Origin of the sequence: uncultured Selenomonas sp. (genome assembly GCA_905372355.1) — a bacterium.
Taxonomy (GTDB): domain Bacteria; phylum Bacillota; class Negativicutes; order Selenomonadales; family Selenomonadaceae; genus Selenomonas.
In genome coordinates, this window is sequence record CAJPOT010000003.1 from 196,684 (window position 1) to 218,279 (window position 21,596).

At 57.0% G+C, this 21,596-nt stretch carries 25 protein-coding genes and 1 pseudogene; 3 read left to right on the plus strand and 23 right to left on the minus strand.

Annotated features, from left to right (window positions below):
- Positions 1 to 140 precede the first annotated feature (140 nt).
- From QZ177_RS02955 to QZ177_RS02970, 4 genes and pseudogenes are all read right to left on the minus strand, one after another.
- A complete protein-coding gene (locus QZ177_RS02955; protein WP_294175477.1) occupies positions 141 to 2,210 on the minus strand; it encodes a polyribonucleotide nucleotidyltransferase in 2,070 nt (689 codons plus the stop codon).
- A 109-nt stretch (positions 2,211 to 2,319) separates the two neighbouring features.
- A complete protein-coding gene (gene rpsO, locus QZ177_RS02960; RefSeq protein ID WP_006192940.1) occupies positions 2,320 to 2,586 on the minus strand; it encodes a 30S ribosomal protein S15 in 267 nt (88 codons plus the stop codon).
- Positions 2,587 to 2,668: 82 nt separating this feature from the next.
- A pseudogene (locus tag QZ177_RS02965) lies at positions 2,669 to 2,818 on the minus strand (secretion protein HlyD).
- A gap of 95 nt (positions 2,819 to 2,913) precedes the next feature.
- Positions 2,914 to 3,765, minus strand: a complete 852-nt coding sequence (locus QZ177_RS02970) for a pyridoxamine kinase (protein WP_294175478.1) — start codon at positions 3,763 to 3,765, stop codon at positions 2,914 to 2,916.
- 491 nt (positions 3,766 to 4,256) lie between these two features.
- On the opposite strand from QZ177_RS02970, the gene QZ177_RS02975 reads away from it, so the two are divergent.
- Both QZ177_RS02975 and QZ177_RS02980 read left to right on the plus strand, forming a co-directional pair.
- Complete coding sequence (locus QZ177_RS02975) at positions 4,257 to 4,487, plus strand: hypothetical protein (protein ID WP_264919271.1); 231 nt, start codon at positions 4,257 to 4,259, stop codon at positions 4,485 to 4,487.
- Positions 4,480 to 4,737: a Txe/YoeB family addiction module toxin gene (locus QZ177_RS02980; protein WP_009645629.1), complete on the plus strand. Its 258-nt coding sequence runs from the start codon at positions 4,480 to 4,482 to the stop codon at positions 4,735 to 4,737. The genes QZ177_RS02975 and QZ177_RS02980 overlap by 8 nt, the downstream gene beginning before the upstream one ends.
- Positions 4,738 to 4,822: 85 nt before the next feature.
- On the opposite strand, the gene QZ177_RS02985 is transcribed toward QZ177_RS02980, so the two are convergent.
- From QZ177_RS02985 to QZ177_RS03055, 15 genes are all read right to left on the minus strand, one after another.
- Positions 4,823 to 5,383, minus strand: coding sequence for a 3'-5' exonuclease (locus QZ177_RS02985; protein ID WP_294175479.1), 561 nt, complete (start codon positions 5,381 to 5,383; stop codon positions 4,823 to 4,825).
- Between the two features lie 113 nt (positions 5,384 to 5,496).
- On the minus strand, positions 5,497 to 6,903 hold the full coding sequence (gene gltA, locus QZ177_RS02990; protein ID WP_294175480.1) for an NADPH-dependent glutamate synthase: 1,407 nt from the start codon (positions 6,901 to 6,903) through the stop codon (positions 5,497 to 5,499).
- Position 6,904: 1 nt separating this feature from the next.
- Complete coding sequence (locus tag QZ177_RS02995) at positions 6,905 to 7,747, minus strand: sulfide/dihydroorotate dehydrogenase-like FAD/NAD-binding protein (protein WP_294175481.1); 843 nt, start codon at positions 7,745 to 7,747, stop codon at positions 6,905 to 6,907.
- 56 nt (positions 7,748 to 7,803) lie between these two features.
- Complete coding sequence (locus QZ177_RS03000) at positions 7,804 to 8,550, minus strand: methylenetetrahydrofolate reductase (protein ID WP_006192933.1); 747 nt, start codon at positions 8,548 to 8,550, stop codon at positions 7,804 to 7,806.
- A gap of 5 nt (positions 8,551 to 8,555) precedes the next feature.
- On the minus strand, positions 8,556 to 8,957 hold the full coding sequence (locus QZ177_RS03005) for an HI0074 family nucleotidyltransferase substrate-binding subunit (protein ID WP_006192932.1): 402 nt from the start codon (positions 8,955 to 8,957) through the stop codon (positions 8,556 to 8,558).
- A complete protein-coding gene (locus tag QZ177_RS03010; protein ID WP_294175482.1) occupies positions 8,944 to 9,255 on the minus strand; it encodes a nucleotidyltransferase domain-containing protein in 312 nt (103 codons plus the stop codon). The genes QZ177_RS03005 and QZ177_RS03010 overlap by 14 nt, the downstream gene beginning before the upstream one ends.
- A 48-nt stretch (positions 9,256 to 9,303) precedes the next feature.
- A complete protein-coding gene (locus QZ177_RS03015) occupies positions 9,304 to 10,971 on the minus strand; it encodes a formate--tetrahydrofolate ligase (protein ID WP_294175483.1) in 1,668 nt (555 codons plus the stop codon).
- A gap of 12 nt (positions 10,972 to 10,983) precedes the next feature.
- Positions 10,984 to 11,847, minus strand: coding sequence for a bifunctional methylenetetrahydrofolate dehydrogenase/methenyltetrahydrofolate cyclohydrolase FolD (gene folD, locus QZ177_RS03020; protein ID WP_294175484.1), 864 nt, complete (start codon positions 11,845 to 11,847; stop codon positions 10,984 to 10,986).
- Between the two features lie 14 nt (positions 11,848 to 11,861).
- Positions 11,862 to 12,710 (minus strand): 4-hydroxybenzoate octaprenyltransferase, encoded by an 849-nt coding sequence (locus tag QZ177_RS03025; RefSeq protein ID WP_294175485.1) that lies wholly within the window; start codon positions 12,708 to 12,710, stop codon positions 11,862 to 11,864.
- Positions 12,703 to 14,163 carry a menaquinone biosynthesis decarboxylase gene (locus QZ177_RS03030; protein ID WP_009645724.1) on the minus strand — a complete coding sequence of 487 codons (1,461 nt, stop codon included), beginning with the start codon at positions 14,161 to 14,163 and terminating at the stop codon, positions 12,703 to 12,705. Before QZ177_RS03030 ends, QZ177_RS03025 begins: the two co-directional genes overlap by 8 nt.
- A 12-nt stretch (positions 14,164 to 14,175) precedes the next feature.
- Positions 14,176 to 15,018 (minus strand): twin-arginine translocase subunit TatC, encoded by an 843-nt coding sequence (gene tatC, locus QZ177_RS03035; protein ID WP_294175486.1) that lies wholly within the window; start codon positions 15,016 to 15,018, stop codon positions 14,176 to 14,178.
- A complete protein-coding gene (locus QZ177_RS03040; RefSeq protein ID WP_009645737.1) occupies positions 15,015 to 15,218 on the minus strand; it encodes a twin-arginine translocase TatA/TatE family subunit in 204 nt (67 codons plus the stop codon). The genes tatC and QZ177_RS03040 overlap by 4 nt, the downstream gene beginning before the upstream one ends.
- Before the next feature lie 3 nt (positions 15,219 to 15,221).
- Positions 15,222 to 15,542 carry a twin-arginine translocase TatA/TatE family subunit gene (gene tatA / locus QZ177_RS03045; RefSeq protein ID WP_009645664.1) on the minus strand — a complete coding sequence of 107 codons (321 nt, stop codon included), beginning with the start codon at positions 15,540 to 15,542 and terminating at the stop codon, positions 15,222 to 15,224.
- A 56-nt stretch (positions 15,543 to 15,598) separates the two neighbouring features.
- Positions 15,599 to 16,573 carry a polyprenyl synthetase family protein gene (locus QZ177_RS03050; protein ID WP_265071730.1) on the minus strand — a complete coding sequence of 325 codons (975 nt, stop codon included), beginning with the start codon at positions 16,571 to 16,573 and terminating at the stop codon, positions 15,599 to 15,601.
- Between the two features lie 92 nt (positions 16,574 to 16,665).
- A complete protein-coding gene (locus QZ177_RS03055; protein ID WP_009645666.1) occupies positions 16,666 to 17,097 on the minus strand; it encodes an Rrf2 family transcriptional regulator in 432 nt (143 codons plus the stop codon).
- Between the two features lie 198 nt (positions 17,098 to 17,295).
- Here QZ177_RS03055 and deoD point away from each other — a divergent pair, with 198 nt between their 5' ends.
- Positions 17,296 to 18,009 carry a purine-nucleoside phosphorylase gene (deoD, locus tag QZ177_RS03060; RefSeq protein WP_294175487.1) on the plus strand — a complete coding sequence of 238 codons (714 nt, stop codon included), beginning with the start codon at positions 17,296 to 17,298 and terminating at the stop codon, positions 18,007 to 18,009.
- A gap of 65 nt (positions 18,010 to 18,074) precedes the next feature.
- Here deoD and QZ177_RS03065 read toward each other — a convergent pair whose 3' ends face one another.
- The 4 genes from QZ177_RS03065 to QZ177_RS03080 form a co-directional block, all read right to left on the minus strand.
- A complete protein-coding gene (locus QZ177_RS03065; protein WP_294175488.1) occupies positions 18,075 to 18,911 on the minus strand; it encodes a hypothetical protein in 837 nt (278 codons plus the stop codon).
- Between the two features lie 144 nt (positions 18,912 to 19,055).
- The gene (locus QZ177_RS03070; protein ID WP_294175489.1) at positions 19,056 to 20,309 is read right to left on the minus strand and encodes a helix-hairpin-helix domain-containing protein; all 1,254 of its coding nucleotides are present in this window, start codon (positions 20,307 to 20,309) and stop codon (positions 19,056 to 19,058) included.
- A 267-nt stretch (positions 20,310 to 20,576) separates the two neighbouring features.
- Complete coding sequence (locus QZ177_RS03075) at positions 20,577 to 21,170, minus strand: 4Fe-4S single cluster domain-containing protein (protein ID WP_294175490.1); 594 nt, start codon at positions 21,168 to 21,170, stop codon at positions 20,577 to 20,579.
- Positions 21,160 to 21,396: a DUF2997 domain-containing protein gene (locus QZ177_RS03080; RefSeq protein ID WP_294175491.1), complete on the minus strand. Its 237-nt coding sequence runs from the start codon at positions 21,394 to 21,396 to the stop codon at positions 21,160 to 21,162. Before QZ177_RS03080 ends, QZ177_RS03075 begins: the two co-directional genes overlap by 11 nt.
- Positions 21,397 to 21,596: the final 200 nt, after the last annotated feature.

The following is a 21,596-nucleotide window of genomic DNA, read 5'->3' on the forward strand; positions in this document are numbered from 1 at the left end:
AATAAAACTTCCCATTCCATTATACCGTTATGGAAGAGAAAAGACAATAAGCACGAAAAGCACGCGGTGCAAGAATAGGAAATGAGTCTCAACAAAAGACTCGCGCCGCAGCAAGCAGCGCGAGTCTTCGATTCCTATACTCAGAGAAGAACCTTGTGCGAGAGGTTCACACGTCCCTGCTTGTCGATCTCGACGACCTTGACTTCAAGCTCATCGCCTTCATGCACGACGTCCTCGACCTGAGCGACACGATGGCGTGCAAGCTGGGAGATGTGACAAAGCCCCTCCTTGCCCGGCAGGATCTCAACGAAGGCGCCGAAGTTCATGATGCGCGTGACCTTGCCCTTGTAAACAGCGCCGACCTCCACATCGCGCACGATATCCTCGATGATCTGCTGCGCCTTCTTTGCGCCCTCGCCGTCCGCCGCCGCGATGAAGATCGTACCGTCCTCCTGGATGTCGATCTGCGCACCCGTCTCGTCAATGATCTTCTTGATCGTCTTGCCGCCCGAGCCGATGACCTCGCGGATCTTGTCGACATGGATCTTCATGACCGTGACGCGCGGCGCATAGGGCGAGAGATCGGCCGCCGGCTTGTCGATGACGGCGAGCATCTTCTCTAAGATGAAGGCGCGGCCGCGCTTCGCCTGCGAGAGCGCCGAAAGGAGAATGTCGCGCGTGATGCCGGCAATCTTGATGTCCATCTGGATCGCCGTCACGCCCTTCTCCGTGCCCGCGACCTTGAAGTCCATATCGCCGAGCGCGTCCTCCATGCCCTGGATGTCCGTCAGGATCGTATAGTGGTCGCCGTCCTTGACGAGTCCCATGGCGACGCCCGACACGGGACGCTTGATCGGAACGCCCGCGTTCATCAGAGAGAGCGTGCTGCCGCAGACGCTGCCCATGGAGCTTGAGCCGTTCGACTCCAAGACCTCCGACACGAGGCGGATCGTATAGGGGAACTCATCAAGTGAGGGAATCATGGGCAGGAGCGCACGCTCCGCCAGAGCGCCGTGACCGATCTCGCGCCTGCCGGGACCGCGTGCGGGACGCGCCTCACCGACGCTGTAGCCGGGGAAGTTGTACTGATGAATGTAGTGCTTCGACTGCTCGGGACCAAGACCGTCGATGATCTGCTCGTCGCCGACAGAGCCGAGCGTCGTGATCGTGAGTACCTGCGTCTGCCCGCGCGTGAAAAGCCCCGAGCCGTGCGTGCGCGGCAAAAGGCCGACCTCGCAGCTCACGGGGCGCACCTCATCGAGCGCACGCCCGTCGGGACGGATCTTCTCGTGCGTGATCATGCGGCGCACGCTCTCCTTGACGATCTTGTGCGTGACAGCGGCGATCTCCTTGGCGTTCTCGGGATAGTCCGCAAGGAAATGCTCCAGAACCTCCGCGCCGATGGCGGCGATATGCTCGTCGCGGTCGAGCTTGTCGGGATTGCGCACAGCTTCGTCGAGACGCGAAGAAGCGTAGTCGCGAATCGCCCGATCGAGTTCTTCCGGCGCGAGGAAGAGCTTGACTTCGCGCTTCTCCTTGCCGCAGGCAGCGGCGATCTCCTGCTGGAACTCGACGATGCGCTGAATCTCCTTGTGCCCGAAGAGGATCGCTTCGAGGATGACTTCCTCGGGAAGCTCATTCGCTCCCGCCTCGACCATCATGACGGCGTCGTGCGAGCCGGCAACCGTCAGATTCAAGTCGGAAACTGCACGCTGCGCCTCCGTCGGATTGATGACGAGTTCGCCGTCGACGCGGCCGACCTTGACGCCTGCGATTGGTCCGGCAAACGGGATGTCCGAGATGCAAAGAGCGCACGAAGCGCCGATCATGCCTGCGATCTCGGGAGCATTGTCCTGGTCGACGCAGAGCACCGTCGCGATGATCTGCACATCGTTGCGGAAACCCTCGGGAAACAGCGGGCGGATCGGACGGTCGATGAGACGGCTGCAAAGAATCGCCGATTCGCTCGGGCGGCCTTCGCGCTTGATGAAGCCGCCCGGAATCTTGCCGGCAGCGTACATCTTTTCTTCGAAGTCAACCGTCAGCGGAAAGAAGTCGATGCCCTCGCGCGGCTCTGCCGACGCAGTCGCCGCGACGAGCACCGCCGTATCGCCGTAACGGACAAGAACGGAGCCGTTCGCCTGCTTCGCCATCTTTCCCTGCTCGATGATCAGCGGACGGCCTCCAACCTGCATTTCAAAACTCTGCATTTGAGTTCCTCCTAAATTTTCACTCTTTGATTCATGACCTTATTCGACAAAAAAACGCATTATCCTTGCCACATGCAAAAAAAGGCGGGGAAAAATCCCCGCCTCTCTCTTACTTCCTCAAGTTCAGTTTTGCGATAATCGCGCGATAGCGCTCGATGTCACTGTTGTAGAGGTAGCTCAGAAGCCTCCTGCGATGACCGACCATCTTCAAAAGGCCGCGTCTCGAATGGTGATCCTTCTTGTGCTCTTTCAGATGCTCCGTGAGGTAGACGATACGCGCCGTCAAGAGCGCGATCTGCACCTCGGGCGAACCCGTGTCGCCTTCGTGTACGGCATTTTCCTCGATGATCTTCTGCTTTGCTTCCTGTGTCAGCATGAATAAGCCCTCCTAAGCGTCTTTCTTTTCTCCTGCAGCCACGGCGTCGTCGGAGAAATCGGCGTCGTAGCTGCGGAATTCCTTAAGGAATCACTGATAAATTCAGCTACCCATCTTCACACATCTACACTGCCCTGTCGTCGTCGCCAAATCCTCGACGTAGCCACTGCTACGCCTGCGGTTTGTCTCCTTGACAGGAACAGCGTATCTGTGCAAATCTGGGCAACTTCATTTTATCAGCGTTTCCTTAAAACTTCTCTGGCATTATAGCACAGTTCCCTCGCCCTTGCAAGCCTTCGACATGCGCGTTCCGGCATATATCCGGCCTCAAAGACCAAGTTTCCTGCTGTAGTCTCCGAGGTAGCGCTCGAAGTTGACGCCGTAGCGGATGTCCGTGCCCGCCTCCTTCGTCCAGGCGATGCACTCCACTGTATAGTCGACGGCGATGCGTGCGGCCTCCGCGATCGGCTTGCCGCCGACCGCCGCGCCGACGAAGGCGCTGCCGAACACATCGCCCGTGCCGTGGTAACTGCCCGGAATGTTCTTGCCGAGGACATAGCAAACATCGTCCGCCGCCGCATCATAAACCGCCGCGCCAAGTTCCTTGTCGTCAAAATAGACGCCCGTCAGCACGATATGCTTGACGGGAATCGCCTTCGCCAAGCGGCGCAGCAAACCTTCCACATACTCGCGCGTGTAGGGACCTTCCGCGTAGTCCTCGCCGAGCATGAACGCCGCCTCCGTCATGTTGGGCAGAATGATGTCCGCCTTGGAGCAAAGCCCCTTCATCGCCGGCGGGAATGTCTCGTCGAAAATGGAATAAAGCTTGCCGCCGTCCGCCATCACAGGGTCGACGACGAGCAACGTATCCTTGTCCGCCAAGGCGGAGAAAGCATCGCCGACGAGCTTGATCTGCTCGAAAGAGCCGAGAAAGCCCGTGTAGATGCCGTCGAATTTCAGACGAAGCGACTGCCAATGCGCGACCATCGGCGAGATGTCCTCGGTCAGGTCACGATAGGTGAAGCCCGTGAAGCCGCCCGTATGCGTCGACAAGACCGCCGTCGGCAGCACCGAGCACTCGACGCCCGCCGCCGATATGATCGGCAGAGCTACCGTCAGCGAGCACTTCCCCACGCCCGAAATATCATGAATCGCCAAGACTCTCTTCTGTCTTTCCATTTTTATAGCCTCTTTTCAATCTTCAAGTGGGAGAGGTATTTGAGGAAGCGTTGATAAATTCAGCGCTTCCTTGATGACTGCTTCCACATCATCCCCCTCAAGGTCTTTTCATTCTACCACGAAACCCCAAGAAGTCAAACCCAAAGGGTGCAGGCTGATTGGCTAGGTTTCTGGTAAGGGCGGCGCACTATGTCCACAAAGTGGACGTTTGTGCGTGTAGTTTACCACGAAACCCCAAGAAGTCAAACCCAAAGGGTGCAGGCTGATTGGCTAGGTTTCTGGTAAGGGCGGCGCACTATGTCCACAAAGTGGACGTTTGTGCGTGTAGTTCGCCGTGAACGTCCATGAAGTCAAGCAGAAGGCGCAAATCATCGCCTTATTTCAGGCAGGGAGCATGGAAGAATCGCGCTTCTCGCTCGGCTTGACGCAAGGAAATGGAGAATGATATACTCAAGAAAACGAAAGATTCTCTGGAAAGGAGCTTGATTTCCATGACCACGCTTGCCATACAGATTGATGATGCCAATGCCCGCATACTGGAAGATTATGCACGATCGAACAAGATCACGATTGACAGCTGCATCAACAAATTGATTGCCGAACTTCACCAGCGAGAAAGAACCGCCTACCTCAAGATGCTTGAAGAAAGCAACCAAGCGCTTCGCGAAGGCCGCACGATCACGAAGACGTTTGCTGAGCTTAAGGCCATGGAACATGAGTAATATCACCTTTACAGAACCCGCATTTGCACAATATCTCTATTGGCAAACGCAAGACAAGCGTACGCTGAAAAAAATCAATCAACTTCTGCAGAGCATCGACCGCGACGGCGTCTTGAACGGACTTGGCAAGCCTGAAGTGCTGAAGCACCTCGGCGGCGATTTCAGCAGACGCATCGACGAACAAAATCGTCTCGTATACACCGTCGAAGGCGATAATATCATCGTAAAAGCCTGCAAAGGGCACTATTGAAACCAAAGAAAAAACTTCAAACACATATCAAAAGAGGCAGCACCGACTCACAAAGGGTCGGTTGCTGCCTCTTTTATTCCTTATCTCACACGCCGAAATGGCCGATCCCTACGCCGATTTTCTGCGCAAGCTCTTCTATGTCATCGGTGCCCGTTTCCATTCCTGCAAAAAGCGGGATGGCGGCGCACGTTCTGGCATCGTCCAAGGCGCGGTGATGGCGGAAGTTGATATTGAGGTGTGCGCCTACGGTGTTGAGTTTGTGATCGTCAAGAGCAGGCCAGACCTTGCGTGCGATACGCACGGTGCAGCATGTGCGAAAATCTGGTGCCTGCAGGCGATTGGCAAGGAGCGATGCCTTGAGCACGCCCATGTCGAAGGACGCATTGTGCGCGACGACGATCTTGCCAGCAAGGCGCTCCTTCAGCTCTTCCCAGACCTCGGCGAAGGTCGGCGCATCTGCCACATCCTTAGGGCTTATGCCGTGGATGCCGATGTTGAAGCTGTCGAAGCGAAGTCCGGGCGGCTGAATGAGCGTCGTCCACCCTTCCTTTAGCTGTCCGTCCCGCACCTCTACGGTAGCCACACTGCAGGCGGAGTTCATGCTGCCCGTCGCCGTTTCAAAATCAATCGCGATATAGTTCATCATGGCGATCACCTCGCAAAACACTTTCTGCGGCACTGCCGCGCCGTACACACGCCGAGGGACGCTCCCTTCCCGCGTCCCCCGAACACGCCTGCCGCTTCGGTCTTCTTCGAAGCTCAGGCGTTCTTTTTCTTCTGCAGATACTCGTCGATGGCGGCGGCCGCCTTCTTGCCCGCGCCCATCGCCAGGATGACGGTCGCCGCGCCCGTCACGATGTCGCCGCCCGCGAATACGCCTTCCTTCGTCGTAGCGCCCGTCTCCTCGTCAGCGACGATGTTGCCGCGCTTCGTCGTATCCATGCCGGGCGTCGTCGTCGCGACGATGGGATTCGGCCCCGTGCCGATGGACATGATGACCGTATCGACGGGAAGCTCGAACTCCGAGCCTTCGATGGGCACGGGACGACGGCGTCCCGAATCGTCCGGCTCGCCAAGTTCCATCTTGATGCAGCGGATCGCATTGACCCAGCCGTCTTCGTTGCCCAAGATTTCGACGGGATTGTTCAGCAAGCGGAAGTCGATGCCCTCTTCCTTCGCATGGTGCACTTCCTCGCGCCTTGCGGGCAGTTCTTCCTCGCTGCGGCGGTAGACGATGTAGACTTTCTCCGCGCCGAGCCGCAGCGCCGTGCGCGCCGCGTCCATGGCGACGTTGCCGCCGCCGACGACGGCAACGCCCCTGCCGACGTGAATCGGCGTCGCAAAATCGGGGAAACGGTATGCCTTCATGAGGTTGCAGCGTGTCAGGAACTCGTTGGCGGAATAGACGCCGTTGAGGTTTTCGCCGGGAATGTTCATGAAATGCGGCAAGCCCGCGCCCGTGCCGACGAAGACGGCGTCGAATCCCTCTTCTTCCATGAGTTCGTCGATCGTATAGAGCCTGCCGACGACGGAATTCAGCTCGATCGTCACGCCAAGCTTTCTGAGGTTTTCGACTTCCTTCTGCACGACGCCGTCCTTCGGCAGGCGGAACTCGGGAATGCCGTAGGAGAGCACGCCGCCCGCGACATGCAGCGCCTCAAAGATCGTCACGCGGTAGCCCTTTTTCGCGAGATCGCCGGCGCACGAAAGTCCCGCAGGACCTGCGCCGATGATTGCGACCTTCTGCGCGTCCGGGGCGAACTCGACGGGCTTGACCTCTTCTTCCTGCGCGAGCTGCCAATCCGCCGCGAAGCGCTCAAGTCTGCCGATGCCGACAGGCTCGCCGCGCTTGCCGAGGATACAGAGCTTCTCGCACTGGTTCTCCTGCGGACAGACGCGGCCGCAGACGGCGGGCAGCGCATTGTCGCCCTTGATGATGTCGATCGCCGCCGCAAAATCGTGCGCCTTGATCTTCTGGATAAACTCGGGGATGCGCACGGACACAGGACAGCCCTTGCGGCACTGCGGCACCTTGCAGTTGAGACAGCGCTCAGCCTCGGCGATCGCCGTTTCCTCATCGTAGCCCAACGCCACTTCTTCAAAGTTGTGGGCGCGAACCTTCGGGTCTTGCTCAGGCATCTTATGTTTTTCCAGCACCAACGCCATGTCAATTCCTCCCCAAGCCGATGTTGCAGATGTGATCCTTCTCCTTCGCTTCCTGCGTGCGGTACATCCTGCCGCGCGCCATCAATCCGTGGAAATCGACGAGATGACCGTCGAACTCAGGGCCGTCGACGCAGGCGAACTTCGTCTCCTCGCCCACCTGCACGCGACAGCCGCCGCACATGCCCGTACCGTCAACCATGATGGGATTGAGGCTCACGATGGTCTTGATGCCGTAGGGCCGCGTGGCTTCGGCGACGCTCTTCATCATGACGCCCGGGCCGATCGCCGTGACCTGGTCGATCTTCTCGCCGCGCTTCACGAGTTCTTCGATGGCGTTCGTGACGAACCCCTTGATGCCGTAGGAGCCGTCGTCCGTCGTGATCAGAACCTCGTCGGAAATCGCCCTCATGCGCTCTTCAAAGATGAGGATGTCCTTCGTCTTCGCACCGAGAATCGAGATGACCTTGTTGCCAAGCTCATGCGCCGCGCGTGCGATCGGATAGACGGGCGCGACGCCGATGCCGCCGCCAACGAAAACGACGGTTCCCATGTGATTGGAAAGCTCCGACGGCTGCCCCAGAGGGCCGACGAAGTCAAGAATAGAATCGCCCTCCTGGAGAGAGGCGAGAAGCCCAGTCGATGCGCCAACGACCTGGAAGAGGATCGTGACGATTCCCTTTTCACGATCGAAGTCGGCGATCGTCAGCGGTACACGCTCGCCTTCCTCATTGACGCGCAGGACGATGAACTGCCCCGGCAGAGCCTTCTTCGCCACGCGGGGCGCCTCGATATCGTACTCAAGGATGCCCGGTGACAACTCTTGCTTCTTTAAGATTCTGTACATTCCAATGCCCCTCCTCTGCATTAAAAAAACAAAGAATCAGATTTCTGACACGCCCTTTATCCTTCGGCAAATATGCCGCCCAAATACTCGTCAATCCCCGTGCGAATCGGCATGAGATAGACGTGTTCGCCCTTTGCCCGCGCTTCTGCCAAAACATCGCGCGCGAACGCGATGCTCCATGCAAGCGTCGGTTCGAAGTCCTTCGGGAACACGACCTGATTCTTCGTCTCCCAATAGCTCTCAGAGCGCTGCGAGGTCACGGGCGAGAGCCCCCAGTAAACCTCGATGCCTTCGAGCATGTCCGCATACATCGCGAGGAAGCGGCGATCGAAAAATGGCTGTGTGAAGAAGCCGACAGCGCCCGCCTGCAGTTTGCGGCGGATGCGGTAATCTTCCTGCCTCATGCTGCCGCGATACTGGTCGATGCCCGCAAAGACTCGAATCTCGGGCATTTCCTCGCGGAACTTCCGTATGACGTCGATGCTCTCCGTCGGATAGACGGTGTGCGCCATGTTCTGCGGCGCATCTCCCTCGATGACGAGGACTTCTCGAATCGCATGTTCGCGCAGGTAGTCCGCCATGGGCAGCGGCTTCGTGATGTCGATGTCCATGGCGCGGATGTGCGGCACAGCGGGGAAAGTCTCGCCCGCAATCGCCGCGCCCTCCCAACTGCGCACAGGAAGCCGCAGGAGGTCGGGGACGTTGATGAGATCGATCTTTCCCTCATATTTTTTCGTCTGCGCGAGTTCTTCACGCAGCGCCGCTTCATCGCGCGGCACAAGTTCAAGCGATACTTTGCTCATATCAATCACCTGCTCAACTCTAAAGGATACGCTTCTCGCACAGCCTCATCCATCGTCTCGAATGCCGGAATGAAGCGGGTCAAAATCTCCGTCACCAAAGCCCTTGCACGCGCACTGTCATAGATATGCGTCAAATCGTTGCGCGTGCGCAGCATGTCGAGCCACACGTCTTCCTCAAGAAAATCAAAGCAGCGGTATGCCGCCTTGATAATCTCCCTTGGCGACCCCGAAGCGGCAGTCGCCTTTCCCTCGTAACGCAGAAGCTCTTTCAGCACCTTCCAGCCAAGTTCAAACTGAATGAAAAACTTGTCGATGATGCCGCTGATGATGAACTCATTCTCCAAATCCTGCAACGGAGCCTGCGCCAATACATGCAGATGACGGGAAAATTCTTTATACTTTTTCATACAAGATCACCCCATCGCGCAAAATCTCTGCGACAAGCTCCGCCGACGGCGATTCATTCATGTTGACGATGTCAAACGTCAGCAGCGTGTCCACTTTCTCCTCCACATCGAACGCGAAATCACGAAAATCGGCACAATCATAGACAGCGATATCTACATCACTTTTCTCCGCTTGCAACCTGCGCGCCCGTGAGCCAAAAAGCACCAGTTTTCCTACATCATAGCGCTTTGCCAGATCTCGAAGCTGAGCGAAGATTTTTTCCTCGCGCACCGTCCAACGAATTTGCGGCTCAGCCATCGTTTTCATTCGCATGACCTTCCCTTGTGCTCCAAGCGCCTTGCTTCCTCAGAACAATCCCGTGATTCTGCCGTCTTCCGTGATGTCCATATCCATCGCCGCCGGATGCTTGGGAAGCCCCGGCATCGTGAGGATGCTGCCCGTCAGGGCGACGACGAAACCCGCGCCCGCCGCGAGGCGAAGCTCTCGCACCGTGATGCGAAAGCCCTCGGGCCTGCCGAGAAGCGCGGCATCGTCGGAAAGCGAATACTGCGTCTTCGCCATGCACACGGGCATCTTGTCGAAGCCCAGCGTTTCCAATTCCTCAAGCTCTCTTTGCGCTTCCTTCGTGAAGTCGACGCCTGCCGCGCCGTAAATCTCACGCGCGATCTTGCCGATTTTTTCAGGAATCGTCTCCTTCTCATCGTAGATATAGCGAAAGTCCGCCTTCTTTTGAAGCGCCGCCTCGACCTTCTCGGCAAGCGCCTCGCCGCCCTCGCCGCCCTTCGCCCAAACTTCGGACAGAGCGACCTCGGCGCCGAGCGCCTCGCACTCGCGGCGCACGAAATCAAGCTCTTCGGACGTATCGGTCGGGAAGGCGTTGACGGCGACGACAGCGGGCAAACCGAACTTCTGCACGTTCTCGATGTGCTTGGCGAGATTCGCCATGCCCTTTTTGAGTGCCGTCATGTCAACCCTCTCCAATTCCTTCTTGGGGAGTCCGCCGTGCATCTTGAGCGCACGCACCGTCGCGACGATGACGACGGCGTCGGGTGAAATCCCCGCAAAGCGGCACTTAATGTCGAGGAACTTCTCCGCACCGAGGTCGGCACCGAACCCCGCCTCCGTCACGACGACGTCGGCGAACTTCAACGCGAACTTCGTCGCCATGATGCTGTTGCAGCCGTGCGCGATGTTGGCAAAAGGACCGCCGTGGATGAAGACGGGCGTGCCTTCGAGCGTCTGCACGAGATTCGGCTTGATCGCGTCCTTGAAGAGCAGCGTCAGTGCGCCCGTCGCGCCGAGCTCGTCGGCACGCACAGCTCTGCCCGAGCGCGTGTAACCGATGACGATGCGTCCGAGACGCTCCTTCATGTCCATGAGGTCGCGCGAGAGACAGAGGATCGCCATCATCTCCGACGCCACCGTGATGTCGAAACCCGTCTCACGCGGCACGCCGTGCGCCTTGCCGCCCATGCCGATGACGACGTGGCGCAGTGCGCGGTCGTTGAGGTCGAGGACGCGCTTCCATGTGATGCGGCGCACGTCGAGGTCGAGTGCGTTGCCCTGCTGGATATGGTTGTCGATGATGGCAGCGAGGAGGTTGTGCGCCGTCGTGATGGCGTGAAAGTCTCCCGTGAAATGCAGGTTGATGTCCTCCATCGGCACGACCTGCGCATAGCCGCCGCCCGCCGCGCCGCCCTTCATGCCGAAGCACGGCCCCATCGACGGCTCACGAAGCGCCGCCGCCGCCTTGCGGCCTCGGCGAGAAAGCGCATCGGCCAGCCCGACGCTCGTCGTCGTCTTGCCCTCACCCGCCGGCGTCGGATTGATCGCCGTGCAGAGGATGAGCTTGCCGTTCGACCTGTCCTTGACGCGCTGCCAGGCGTCAAGCGTAACCTTCGCCTTGTATTTGCCGTAAAGCTCCAAATCATCGGGCGCAAGGCCGATCTTCGAAGCAATCTCCTCGATCGGCTTCATCTTCGCCGCCTGTGCGATTTCCACATCAGATTTCATGGCTGCTCCTCCTTACTTTTCCACTCGCATCTTCGCCGCCTGCACCGTGTTCGCCATGAGCGTGGCGATGGTCAGGAGTCCGACACCGCCGGGCACGGGCGTGATCGCACCCGCGACTTCCTTCACGGCGTCAAAATCGACGTCGCCGACAAGCTTCTTCTCGGCGATACGGTTGATGCCGACGTCGATGACCGTCGCGCCGGGCTTCACCATATCCGCCGTCACGAAGCGCGGCTTGCCGACGGCAGCGACGAGGATGTCCGCCTCGCGTGCGACAGCGGCGAGATCTTCCGTGCGCGAGTGACAGACCGTGACCGTCGCATTCTCTGCAAGCAAGAGATGGCTGATCGGCTTGCCCACGATATTGCTCCTGCCGATGACGCAGGCGCGTTTGCCCGCGACAGGAATCCCCGCGAGCTTGAGCATCTTCATGCAGCCTGCAGGCGTGCACGGCACGAGCGCGGTTTCCCCCGCCACGAGGCGACCGATATTGATCGGATGGAAACCGTCGACGTCCTTTTTCGGGTCGATGCGCTCGATGATCTCTGCCGCGCTCTTCGCGAGGTGCGCGGGCAGAGGAAGCTGCACGAGGATGCCGTCGATGCGGCGACTCGCATTGAGCCGGTCGATCTCGGCGAGAAGATCCTCCTTCGTCGTCGTTTCGGGCAAGGCGATCAGAGCGGAAAAAAAACCGAGCGCCTCGCACGCGCGCTCCTTGTTGCGCACATAAACCTCAGACGCCGGATCTTCGCCGACGATGACGACGGCAAGCCCCGGCATCCTGCCGAGTACGGTGCGCAAAGCCAGCGCCGCCTCCCGCGCCTCGTCCTTGATCTTTTGGGCAAAGACCTTGCCTTCGAGCAATCGGGCTGTCATATTTCACTCCCCCATCAAACGTACAAGCTCGCCACGGTAAAGATGAGCATGGCGATAGAAACGATGCCGTTGCGCATGAAGTAGCGCTGCGTGACGCGGCTGTAGTCGTCAGCACTCACGATGCGGTGCTGGTAGACGAGCGTTCCTGCCGCGACGCCGACACCGATGAAGTACGGCCACTGCAGTTCCATGAGGATGCCGAGGCCATAGAAGCACGCGATGCTCGCGGCGTGCACGAAGCGACAGATGACGAGCGCACCGTGCGCCGTGAACTGCGTTGCCAGCGAGTGAAGCCCCTCCGAGCGGTCGAACGCCTCATCCTGCGAGCCGTAGACGGCATCGAACGCGCCGATCCAGAGCGCCACGGCGACGCAGAGAACGACGGCGGGCAGAGGAAGCTCTCCCGCCACCGCGACCCAGCTGCCCGCCGGCGCCATGGCGATGGCGATTCCCAGCACCAAGTGACACAGGAATGTGAAGCGCTTCGTATACGGATAGATCAAGAACGGCACGACGGCGACGGGCAGAAGCCAAAGACAAATCGGTCTGAGCTGCGCCACCGCCAAGATACAGACGATGAGATAAAAAACGATCGAGAGCTTCGCCTCGCGCGGCTTCAAGTCGCCGCGCACCATGGCGCGTGAGGCGAGCCGCGGCTGCTTCTTGTCGTACTTCAAGTCGGCGAGGTTGTCCAAGGCGAGCGCCGCGCTCCTCGCGCCCGCGATGGCGACCGTGATCCAGACGAGATCCATCACGGGCGGCATCCCTCCCGCCGCCAGAAATGCGCTCATGTAAGCAAACGGCAGGGCGAAGACGATATGATGGAGCGCGATGTTGTTGATGTGCGCACCGAGTTTAGCCAAGTCCGAGTTCCCTCCACTTCGCATCGACACGCGCCTTGACCTCGTCCGTCATGACGATCTCGTCCGGCCATTCGCGCGTATGCCCCTCTTCCGGCCACGACTTCGTCGCATCGATGCCGAGTTTCGTGCCCCACTTCGCCATCGGCGAGGAGTGATCGAGCACGTCGAGAGGTCCTTCGACCATCTCAAGGTCGTACTTCGCGTCGATGTTGTTGAAGACGCGCCACCAGACTTCCTTCATATCCTGCACGTTCACATGCGCGTCGACGACGATGATCATCTTGCAGAACATCATCTGCCCCATGCCCCAGATCGCATGCATGACGCGGCGCGCCTGCATCGGGTACGTCTTCTTGATGGAGACGACGCAGCAGTCGTGGAACACGCCTTCGAGCGGCATATTGATGTCGACGATCTCGGGCACCATCTGCTGCAAAAGAGGCAGGAAGATGCGCTCCGTCGCCTTCGCGAGGAAGCAGTCCTCCATCGGCGGCTTGCCGACGATCGTCGCCGGATAGATCGGATTCTTGCGGTGCGTGATGCAGGTGATGTGAAACACGGGGTAATCGTCCGCCAGAGAATAATAGCCCGTGTGATCGCCGAACGGCCCTTCGCGGCGGCGTTCGCTTTCCAGCACATAGCCCTCCAAGACGATCTCGCTCGTCGCAGGCACCTCGATGTCGACCGTCTTGCACTTGACAAGCTCGACCGACTTGTGGCGCAGGAAGCCCGCGAAAACCATCTCGTCGATGTCGCGCGGCAGGGGCGCCGTCGCGGCATACGTGAGGACGGGATCCGTGCCGATGGCAACGGCGACCTCGATGCGGTCCTTGCCCTGCTCTTTCGCCGCGCGGAAGTTCTCCGCGCCGTTTTTATGAATATGCCAGTGCATACCCGTCGTATTCTTGTCGTATTTTTGCAGACGGTACATGCCGACGTTGCGCTTTCCCGTCTCGGGATTCTTCGTAAAGACGAGCGGCAGCGTGATGAAGGGCCCGCCGTCCTCGGGCCAGCACTTCAAGATCGGCAGGATGTCGAGCGACGGATTATCCATTTCTACGACTTCCTGGCACGGCGCTTTCTTAACGTACTTGGGGAAGTTCACCGCCTTGCGCATCTTCGGAATGAGCGTGACGAGATCCATCTTGTTCGCGAGCGAGATCTTCGGCAGACGCATGAAATCGCGCAGATCATCGGCGATCTCGTCAAGACTCTCGACACCCAGAGCGATGCTCATGCGTTCCATGCTGCCGAAAGCGTTCATGAGCACGGGCATGTCGTAGCCCTTGACGTTCTCGAAGAGCAGCGCGACGTTCTTCTCGCCCTCCATCTTGGAAACACGGTCGGTGATCTCGGTGATTTCGAGTTCGGCGTCAACCTCCGTCTTGATGCGGCGCAAAAGCCCGCGCGATTCCAGTTCCTCGATAAACTCGCGTAAATCCTTGAAAGCCACGAATATTCCTCCTTATTTGCGCAAAATAAAACGAACGATGACGTAGCTGATCTCATAGAGGAGGATCATGGGCACGGCGATCATCGTCTGAGAAAAAACATCGGGTGTCGGGGAAATGACAGCGCCGATGACGAAAGACAAAAACACCACGATGCGCTGCTGCTTCCAGAGAAAGGCAGAGCCGACGAATCCGAGCTTCGCGAGAACCACGATGATAAGCGGCAATTCAAAGATGCAGCCAAACGGCAGGATGAACGCCAGCACAAAGTCAAGATACTTTCCTAAGGAAAAAAGCGGCTCCAGATTGTCCGTGCCGAAGCCTATGAAGAAGCGGATGGCGGCGGGCAATACAAGGGTGAAGGAAAAGGCGATGCCGACGACGAAGAGCACGACGGAAAGCGGCACGATGAGGAGCAGCGCCTTTCTCTCGCGCACGGTCAAGGCCGGCAGGATGAAGCGCCAAATCTCGTAAAAAATGACAGGCAGAGCGAGCAAAAAGCCGCCAAAGACCGCAATCTTCAGATAGGTGAAGAACGCCTCTGCCGGCTGCATGTAGTAGAGTTTTCCCGCAGGCGCCGTCAAGCAGCGCATGATCTCGTCGATGTAGAAGTAGGCGACGCCGCTTCCGACGGCGACGGCAGCAATCGAATAGATCAGCCGCTTCCGCAGTTCTTCGAGATGCGCGATGATGGACATGCTGCCGTCCCTGCGCTCTTCCGGCGCCTGCTGCCCCGCTTGCTCTCGCGGCTCAGACAGCTGCTGCATCGGCGACTCGGGCGGCTGCTGCATCGGCGGCTCGTACCCTGCCTGTCCATCGTTCAAGCCTTGCGGCTGCTCATGCTTTTCGTACGTCATTTTTCGCTCTTCTCATCTTTTTTAGCAAGCGTCGACGACTCGGGCGTGACGTCGACGGTGCTCTTTTCGCCCTCGTCCTTGCCTTCCTTGAACTCCTTCACGCTCCTGCCGAGCGCCTTGCCGATCTCAGGCAGTTTGCGCGGGCCGAAAATGATGAGTGCAACGAGGAGAATGGCTCCAAGCTCATAAAGGCTCAGCATTTTCTATCTCCCCTCGCTTTCCTGCTTCTTCGCTGCATCGCCTTCTGCGGCAGTCGTCTGCGCCCCATTCACCGGCTCGGGTGCAAGCGGCTGCTGCCCCGCCGGTGGTTCGGCAATCGTCTGCATCGGCGGCTGCTGCACACTCGGCGGCGCGGCGCTTTCGATCGGCTTATTCACGTCGGACATCAGATTGTTCGTCGCCTTTTTGAACTCGCTGAGACCCTTGCCAACGGCACGGCCGATCTCGGGCAATTTGCCCGGACCGAATACCACGAGCGCAATGATGAGAATGAGGATGAGCTCAGGAAAGCCCAAATTAAACATAGCTTTTCCCCCTTAAAGAACTGCACAAAGCAGAACTTGCATATTTCAAGCAAAACTTACGATTCGCGCTTCGCGATGTAGTCCGCCGCCTTGCAGAAGGTATCACGCACCTTGTCGGGCAGAACGGCAGGCAGAGCCTCCTTCGCCTCGATCAGGAACTCGCGCACCTTGGCACGCGCATATTCAATGCCGTCGGAAGCACGCACGATGGCGAGTGCGCGCTCGACGTCTTCGCGCGTCATCGAAGGATTCGTCACGATGGAAAGAAGTTCTTCGCGTTCGGAGCTGACCTCAAGCGCACGAATCACGGGCAAAGTCACGATACCCTCATGGATGTCGTTGCCCGCAGGCTTGCCGATCTTCTTCTCGTTCGAGGTCAGGTCGAGAAGGTCGTCCGTGATCTGGAACGCCATACCGACGTACTTGCCGTAGGCATGAAGCCCCCGTTCCGCCTCCGCGCCGAGATTCGTCGCGATGGCGCCAAGCTCGCAGCAGATGGCGAGGAAATTCGCCGTCTTCTTCGCTATGCGCTCATAATACTCCTCGACATCACGCGAGGCGCGATAAAGTTCCTTGTTCTGGATGATCTCGCCCGAGCTGAGATCCATGATGAGCTGCGCGATACGCCTCGAAACGCGCTCGCCGAAGCCGTTCTCAACGATGAGAAGAAACGCTCTCGCGAAGAAGTAGTCGCCCGAGAGAATCGCCTGTTGATTGCCCCACATGGCATTTGCCGTCACCGCGCCGCGCCGTGTATCGGCATGATCGAGCACATCGTCATGGACGAGCGACGCCATGTGGATCAGTTCGAGTGCAACGGCGAGCGGCATCATTTTTTTCGCGTCAAAATCCTTGCTGGAGCGTGCCGCAAGCAAAAAGAGCGCAGGGCGCAGCCTCTTGCCGCCGGACTTCACAAGATGCGTGCCGATCTCCGTGATGCGATCTACAGGCGAGACGACCGCCTGCAGAAGCTCTTCTTCAAGCAAGGCAAGGTCTTTCTTTATCAAGAGAAACATCGAATGGATGAACATCCCATCACCTACATGCCTACAATTTCATAATGCTCTCATAAGTGTACACCATTCAAGCATTTTTGTCATGAATTTTCTTTTTGGGAGCAGTGCTAATCGATTTTCTCATCGAGTTCCCTTTGCTTCTCGATGAGATCGGCAAGCGAGACATGATCAATGACGTCCTTCATTGCCTCATGCAGCTTTTGCCACAGAAGAAGCGTTGCACATCGTTCGTGCCTTGGACAGTCGTTCTCCTCCATGTCCATACAGGCAACGGGGGCGAGACTGCCCTCAATTAAATGCAGGATGCTGCCCGCCGTATATTCCTGCGGTGAACGCATCAAGCGATAGCCGCCCTGCGGTCCGCGGCTGCTCTTGACGAAGCCCGCTTTGTTCAGCACGGAGACAATCTGCTCCAGATACTTTTCCGAGATCTCCTGTCTTCGCGCAATATCCTTGATGCGCACAGGCTCGTTCTGCCCGTTCATGGCGATATCCATCATGAGCCGTAGCGCATATCGCCCTCTCGTCGAAATCTTCATTTCTTTTCCTCCGCTTGGATTTTTCCTGCGTTTCTCGTGGAAGCACGGATAAACTCAGAACTCTCTTGTATATCGTTCCTATATGATATGTTTATGCACGTTCTATTATAGCGCATTTTCTTCTCTCTGTCTCCCTTGCAAATTCCTGTGCATCCCTTATAATATTCTTATGAATACCATTCCAAGGAGGAGTCCATCATGCCAACACCACACAACTCCGCTGAAGTCGGCGATATTGCCGAGCGCATTCTGCTGCCTGGCGATCCCCTGCGTGCGAAGTACATCGCTGAAAACTTTCTCACGGACGCTAAAGAATACTCGCATGTGCGCAATGTGCTCGGCTATACGGGAAGCTACAAGGGCACGCCCGTTTCCGTGCAGGGCACGGGCATGGGCATGCCGTCCATCGCCATCTATGTGCATGAGCTGATCAACGTCTACGGTGTAAAGAAGCTCATCCGCGTCGGCAGCTGCGGTGCGCTCGCCAAGGATCTCCACATCCGCGATGTCGTCATCGCGCAGGGAACGACGACGGATTCTTCCATGCCGAAAAACATCTTCGGCACATCCGTCAACTTCGCACCGCTCGCCGATTTCTCGCTGTTAGAAAGTGCCGTACATCATGCGCGCGAAAAACATCTGCCCGTGCGCGTCGGCAACGTGCTGTCGCAGGATCGCTTCTACGACGACGAGATCGACTTCGCCAAACTCCTCAGCTACGGCGTGCTCGCCGCCGAGATGGAAACGGCGGCGCTCTACCTGATTGCAGCCAAATTCGACGTACAGGCGCTCGGTATCTTCACGGTCAGCGACCACATCACCTGCGACGAGCCGCGCGCGACGCCCGAAGAGCGCGAACGCTCCTTCAACGACATGATCGAGCTTGCCCTGGACAGCATCATCGAAGGATAGGGCTTGCCAAAAACTGCCGCACGCTGACCGCGTGCGGCAGTTTTTGATTTCCACATCAAGCGCCGTTACTCATTCACAGCTTCTCCCCTGTCGAATTTCATATTGCGGACAGTCGGTTTCTCTTCGCCCTCAACTCTGTAATAAATGAAGTTCCCATCCTTCTTCCCGTCGATGAATTCACCGCTGAAGACTTCAAATCCGCTCTTTCTTATATCATATCGAGAATTTTTTTCCTCAAGCCTGAATACGTCATTATATAGATTTCCTTCGCCATTGAAGTTCCCTTTGGAAAACATCCCTTCATAACGCAAAATCAAGGGCCATATGGCGGGTTCTTTTTCATACTCCTTCACAGACATATTATACCCGCTATATAAAATACCATAGCCATCATATCTACCTTCGGAGAAATATCCCTGATAAAGCATGTAGAAATAGTCTTCATCTTTGAATTTCCGTTCCTGCATCTTTTTCTCTATATCGAAAATGTAGCTCTCCTTTCCTTCTTTTGCCGCTTTTGCCACCTCGTTGGTTATCCGCACTATTCCAAGATGGTTCTCCACCAATATGATACCAAAACCATCCGGCATATCATCTTTCATTTCGCCGATATAGACTAACGCCGGACGTCTTCCTTCCCCTTGCAGACCAACATTCTTTCTTTCGATTCTCTTTCTGAATTGATCCGGACTAAAAAAATTAAATTCTATTTCCAGACGAACTCCGCCATTTTCCAAAGACGCATTTTCCAGGAGCTTATCTGTCTTCTTCTGCATATCCAATCGTTTCTTTACGAATTGATGAACCTGAGGCGTTTTTTCAATCGTCGCCCAGAACAAATAGCCGTTGACTCCCTGACTGCCATCCTTGCAAGCCTCGTAAGGATTTTTCTTTTCTTCCACAGACAGCGCATCTCCTGCATCCAACATACAGCCGCTAAGAAAAAAGGCGAGTCCTAACGCAAGAAATCCACTCCATATGATTCACGCTTTGAAATTTACGATATTCACTGCTTCCGCCTCCTCTGCCTAATCCTGTCCTTCTGTCTAGAAATCAATGATACGCCCTACATTCCGCTCCCTTCCTCTGGCTGCAGGCAGCGGCAGGTCATTGACGCAGCATTTTTCTCGAATTTCTGCAATGGTGTTCTTTGTAACGTTCATACGGGCAACAAAATCCTCAATCGATCGGAAGCCGCCGTTCTTTCCGCGTTCTGCGACGATCCGCTTTGCCAGGATCCGGTTCACGAAGAACAACTCCGCCAGAGTGTTCTCCGTGGCTTGATTCAGATCAATCAAGGGCGCATGTGCTTTGGCATGTGCTTCTTCGGGGAAACTGGCCGAAGGTCGCTGCATCACCTTCTCGGACTTCGCTTCCTCAGACTTTTTCTGCAATGTTAAAAAGTACTGCCTCGTTTCCTGCAAGAGGGACAGCAGTCGCCTCGTCTCATCCTTGGAGAACAGCGGGCGGACTCTCTCCCCACAGATTACAATTACATCGTCGTCCAGATCCAGATGTTCGAGCTTCGCGTAGGGAACGAATCGATACGAGCCGGATGTTCCGCGCACATGCACACCGTTTGTCGTCACCAGAAATCCTTCGTCCCCAGCGCCGAAGAGCGTCACATCCAAGCAGAACAGTGGCAGCTCTCCACTAGCCAATGCAGCGTAAGCGGCAGTCGCGAGGTTTATCTTCTTATCAGCCTTCTCGCCACCCCCCCAGAAATACACTTCTGAGGAAAACGAATATCTGCTTCGCAACCGATCCGCAAATTCTTTCGTGGAACCGTAATGCGGCGCCGCGATATACTGCCTTATTCTCTCCAGGACGGAAAGCAGCATCCGGCTTTCACTGTTCGAGAGGGTGAGCCGGGCGCGTACTCCTTGCACCGCGATCTTGCTTCCTTCCAATCTTATGTGCTTGATGGAAGCATACGGGAAAAAGTGGTATGTTTCGAGGTATTCTTGTATATGTATGCCGCGAGTCGTCACCAGGAGGCCGTTGTCTGCACTGCCGAATACCGTGGTATCTACGCACAGTATGGGAATCTCTCCGTCAGCCAGTGCAGCATAAGAAGCGCTCGCCATCTTTATTTTCCCTTCCGCCTTCTCGCCGCCGCCCGTGAAATACACCTCTCTGGAGAACACATACCGGCTCTTCAAGTCATTCGCAAGCGCCTGCACCTCTTCCCTCGTCGGTCCCTTCGGAGGTTTTGCCGCAGCTTGCAGTTCCGCCCCGCAATTCGTACAGAAACGAATCGCGTCATGATATGCGATGTTGCATCTCTTGCACTTTTTCATAGACTCTCCTCACTCCCATGGATCATGCAGGATCAACCCTCGAACCTTATGCAGCTCGGGTTTTATGTTGGCGGATGAATTCCAAAAAGTCACCTCATCAATATCGATGAATCCTGCGGGCGAAACCAGCTCCCCGCCGCAAGAAGGACAGAACCGCATATCGTCCGCACAATCTTTACCGCATACATCACAACACCTCATCAAATCAACTCTTTCCCCATGCAGTCGCATCCAAGGCATCTCTGCCCAGCCAAAGTCCTCGCGCACTCACAGCAAACCCTTCATGGAATCCGCCCACAGCATTCCATTGACGGAGATCCTTCCATCGGGCATGATCCGAACTTCTGCCTTGTTCTTTCCTCCCCGCCACAACTCTTCAAGGAAGGCGTAGCGCTCCGTCAGAAAGTGATATTCCTGATTCGACGAGCCGACCAACGGACGGTCTTGACAGGCAAGCTCCTCCATGTACGGGCCATCAATGAGCACATCCGTCACGGACAGCAAGCCTGTCACATCATCCTCGTGCCTATCGCGCAGATCCGCCAGAGTATAGCCGGAAAACGTAATGATGGAAAGCCCCTCTCGCTGCAGCTGCCGCCCCAGAGAGGCCAGAGCGCGGGCCTGGCAGAACGGCTCTCCTCCCACAAAGGTGACGCCTTCCAGATGCGGCACGGCAAGGATCTCGTCTGCCAGGTCGCCGACACGCTTTTCATATCCTTCTGAAAACGACCATGTATCAGGCGAAGCGCATCCCGCGCAGTGATTCGGGCAGCCCTGCACCCAGATCGCCGCGCGAACGCCCGGCCCTTCCGTCCGTGTGCACAGGATGCAATGATGCAACCGCAGGAATTCATCGTTCATGGTGAGACGCTTTCACGACCGGCTCGCTTTCAGCAATGGATTGCTCTTCCTGCAGCCTAACCATGGAATGCTCATAAAAATCCTCGGTATAGTGCGATTCCCACGTTCTGCTTGCCGTGAGCTCTTCAATGATCTCCACATAGTCTGTGCACTGCTTCCCCTTGATGCCATCGACCGTCCCCTGCACCTTCCCATCGGGGAAAATGCGCAGTTGAATTGTCGCCATGTCGTCACCCCCTGAAAGAATCACGAATCGATCCAATGCTCCTTAAAAATCAATCACTCGCGCAGAAAGGTCCGCCTCATAACGAACCACCACCTTTTTTCCGATCGCCGCATAATGATGCGGCGATACGCCGAAGCGGACGAGAAGATCCATGAATTCAGCAAACGACGAAAACCCTCCCCGTCTGCTGCGCTCCGCAA

Bases quoted from the DNA above. Each gene is read 5' to 3' on its own strand.
- QZ177_RS02955 (WP_294175477.1), bottom strand. From the start codon at position 2,210: ATGCAGAGTTTTGAAATGCAGGTTGGAGGCCGTCCGCTGATCATCGAG.
- rpsO (WP_006192940.1), bottom strand. From the start codon at position 2,586: ATGCTGACACAGGAAGCAAAGCAGAAGATCATCGAGGAAAATGCCGTA.
- QZ177_RS02970 (WP_294175478.1), bottom strand. From the start codon at position 3,765: ATGGAAAGACAGAAGAGAGTCTTGGCGATTCATGATATTTCGGGCGTG.
- QZ177_RS02975 (WP_264919271.1), top strand. From the start codon at position 4,257: ATGACCACGCTTGCCATACAGATTGATGATGCCAATGCCCGCATACTG.
- QZ177_RS02980 (WP_009645629.1), top strand. From the start codon at position 4,480: ATGAGTAATATCACCTTTACAGAACCCGCATTTGCACAATATCTCTAT.
- QZ177_RS02985 (WP_294175479.1), bottom strand. From the start codon at position 5,383: ATGATGAACTATATCGCGATTGATTTTGAAACGGCGACGGGCAGCATG.
- gltA (WP_294175480.1), bottom strand. From the start codon at position 6,903: ATGGCGTTGGTGCTGGAAAAACATAAGATGCCTGAGCAAGACCCGAAG.
- QZ177_RS02995 (WP_294175481.1), bottom strand. From the start codon at position 7,747: ATGTACAGAATCTTAAAGAAGCAAGAGTTGTCACCGGGCATCCTTGAG.
- QZ177_RS03000 (WP_006192933.1), bottom strand. From the start codon at position 8,550: ATGAGCAAAGTATCGCTTGAACTTGTGCCGCGCGATGAAGCGGCGCTG.
- QZ177_RS03005 (WP_006192932.1), bottom strand. From the start codon at position 8,957: ATGAAAAAGTATAAAGAATTTTCCCGTCATCTGCATGTATTGGCGCAG.
- QZ177_RS03010 (WP_294175482.1), bottom strand. From the start codon at position 9,255: ATGGCTGAGCCGCAAATTCGTTGGACGGTGCGCGAGGAAAAAATCTTC.
- QZ177_RS03015 (WP_294175483.1), bottom strand. From the start codon at position 10,971: ATGAAATCTGATGTGGAAATCGCACAGGCGGCGAAGATGAAGCCGATC.
- folD (WP_294175484.1), bottom strand. From the start codon at position 11,847: ATGACAGCCCGATTGCTCGAAGGCAAGGTCTTTGCCCAAAAGATCAAG.
- tatC (WP_294175486.1), bottom strand. From the start codon at position 15,018: ATGACGTACGAAAAGCATGAGCAGCCGCAAGGCTTGAACGATGGACAG.
- QZ177_RS03040 (WP_009645737.1), bottom strand. From the start codon at position 15,218: ATGCTGAGCCTTTATGAGCTTGGAGCCATTCTCCTCGTTGCACTCATC.
- tatA (WP_009645664.1), bottom strand. From the start codon at position 15,542: ATGTTTAATTTGGGCTTTCCTGAGCTCATCCTCATTCTCATCATTGCG.
- QZ177_RS03050 (WP_265071730.1), bottom strand. From the start codon at position 16,573: ATGTTCATCCATTCGATGTTTCTCTTGATAAAGAAAGACCTTGCCTTG.
- QZ177_RS03055 (WP_009645666.1), bottom strand. From the start codon at position 17,097: ATGAAGATTTCGACGAGAGGGCGATATGCGCTACGGCTCATGATGGAT.
- deoD (WP_294175487.1), top strand. From the start codon at position 17,296: ATGCCAACACCACACAACTCCGCTGAAGTCGGCGATATTGCCGAGCGC.
- QZ177_RS03070 (WP_294175489.1), bottom strand. From the start codon at position 20,309: ATGAAAAAGTGCAAGAGATGCAACATCGCATATCATGACGCGATTCGT.
- QZ177_RS03075 (WP_294175490.1), bottom strand. From the start codon at position 21,170: ATGAACGATGAATTCCTGCGGTTGCATCATTGCATCCTGTGCACACGG.
- QZ177_RS03080 (WP_294175491.1), bottom strand. From the start codon at position 21,396: ATGGCGACAATTCAACTGCGCATTTTCCCCGATGGGAAGGTGCAGGGG.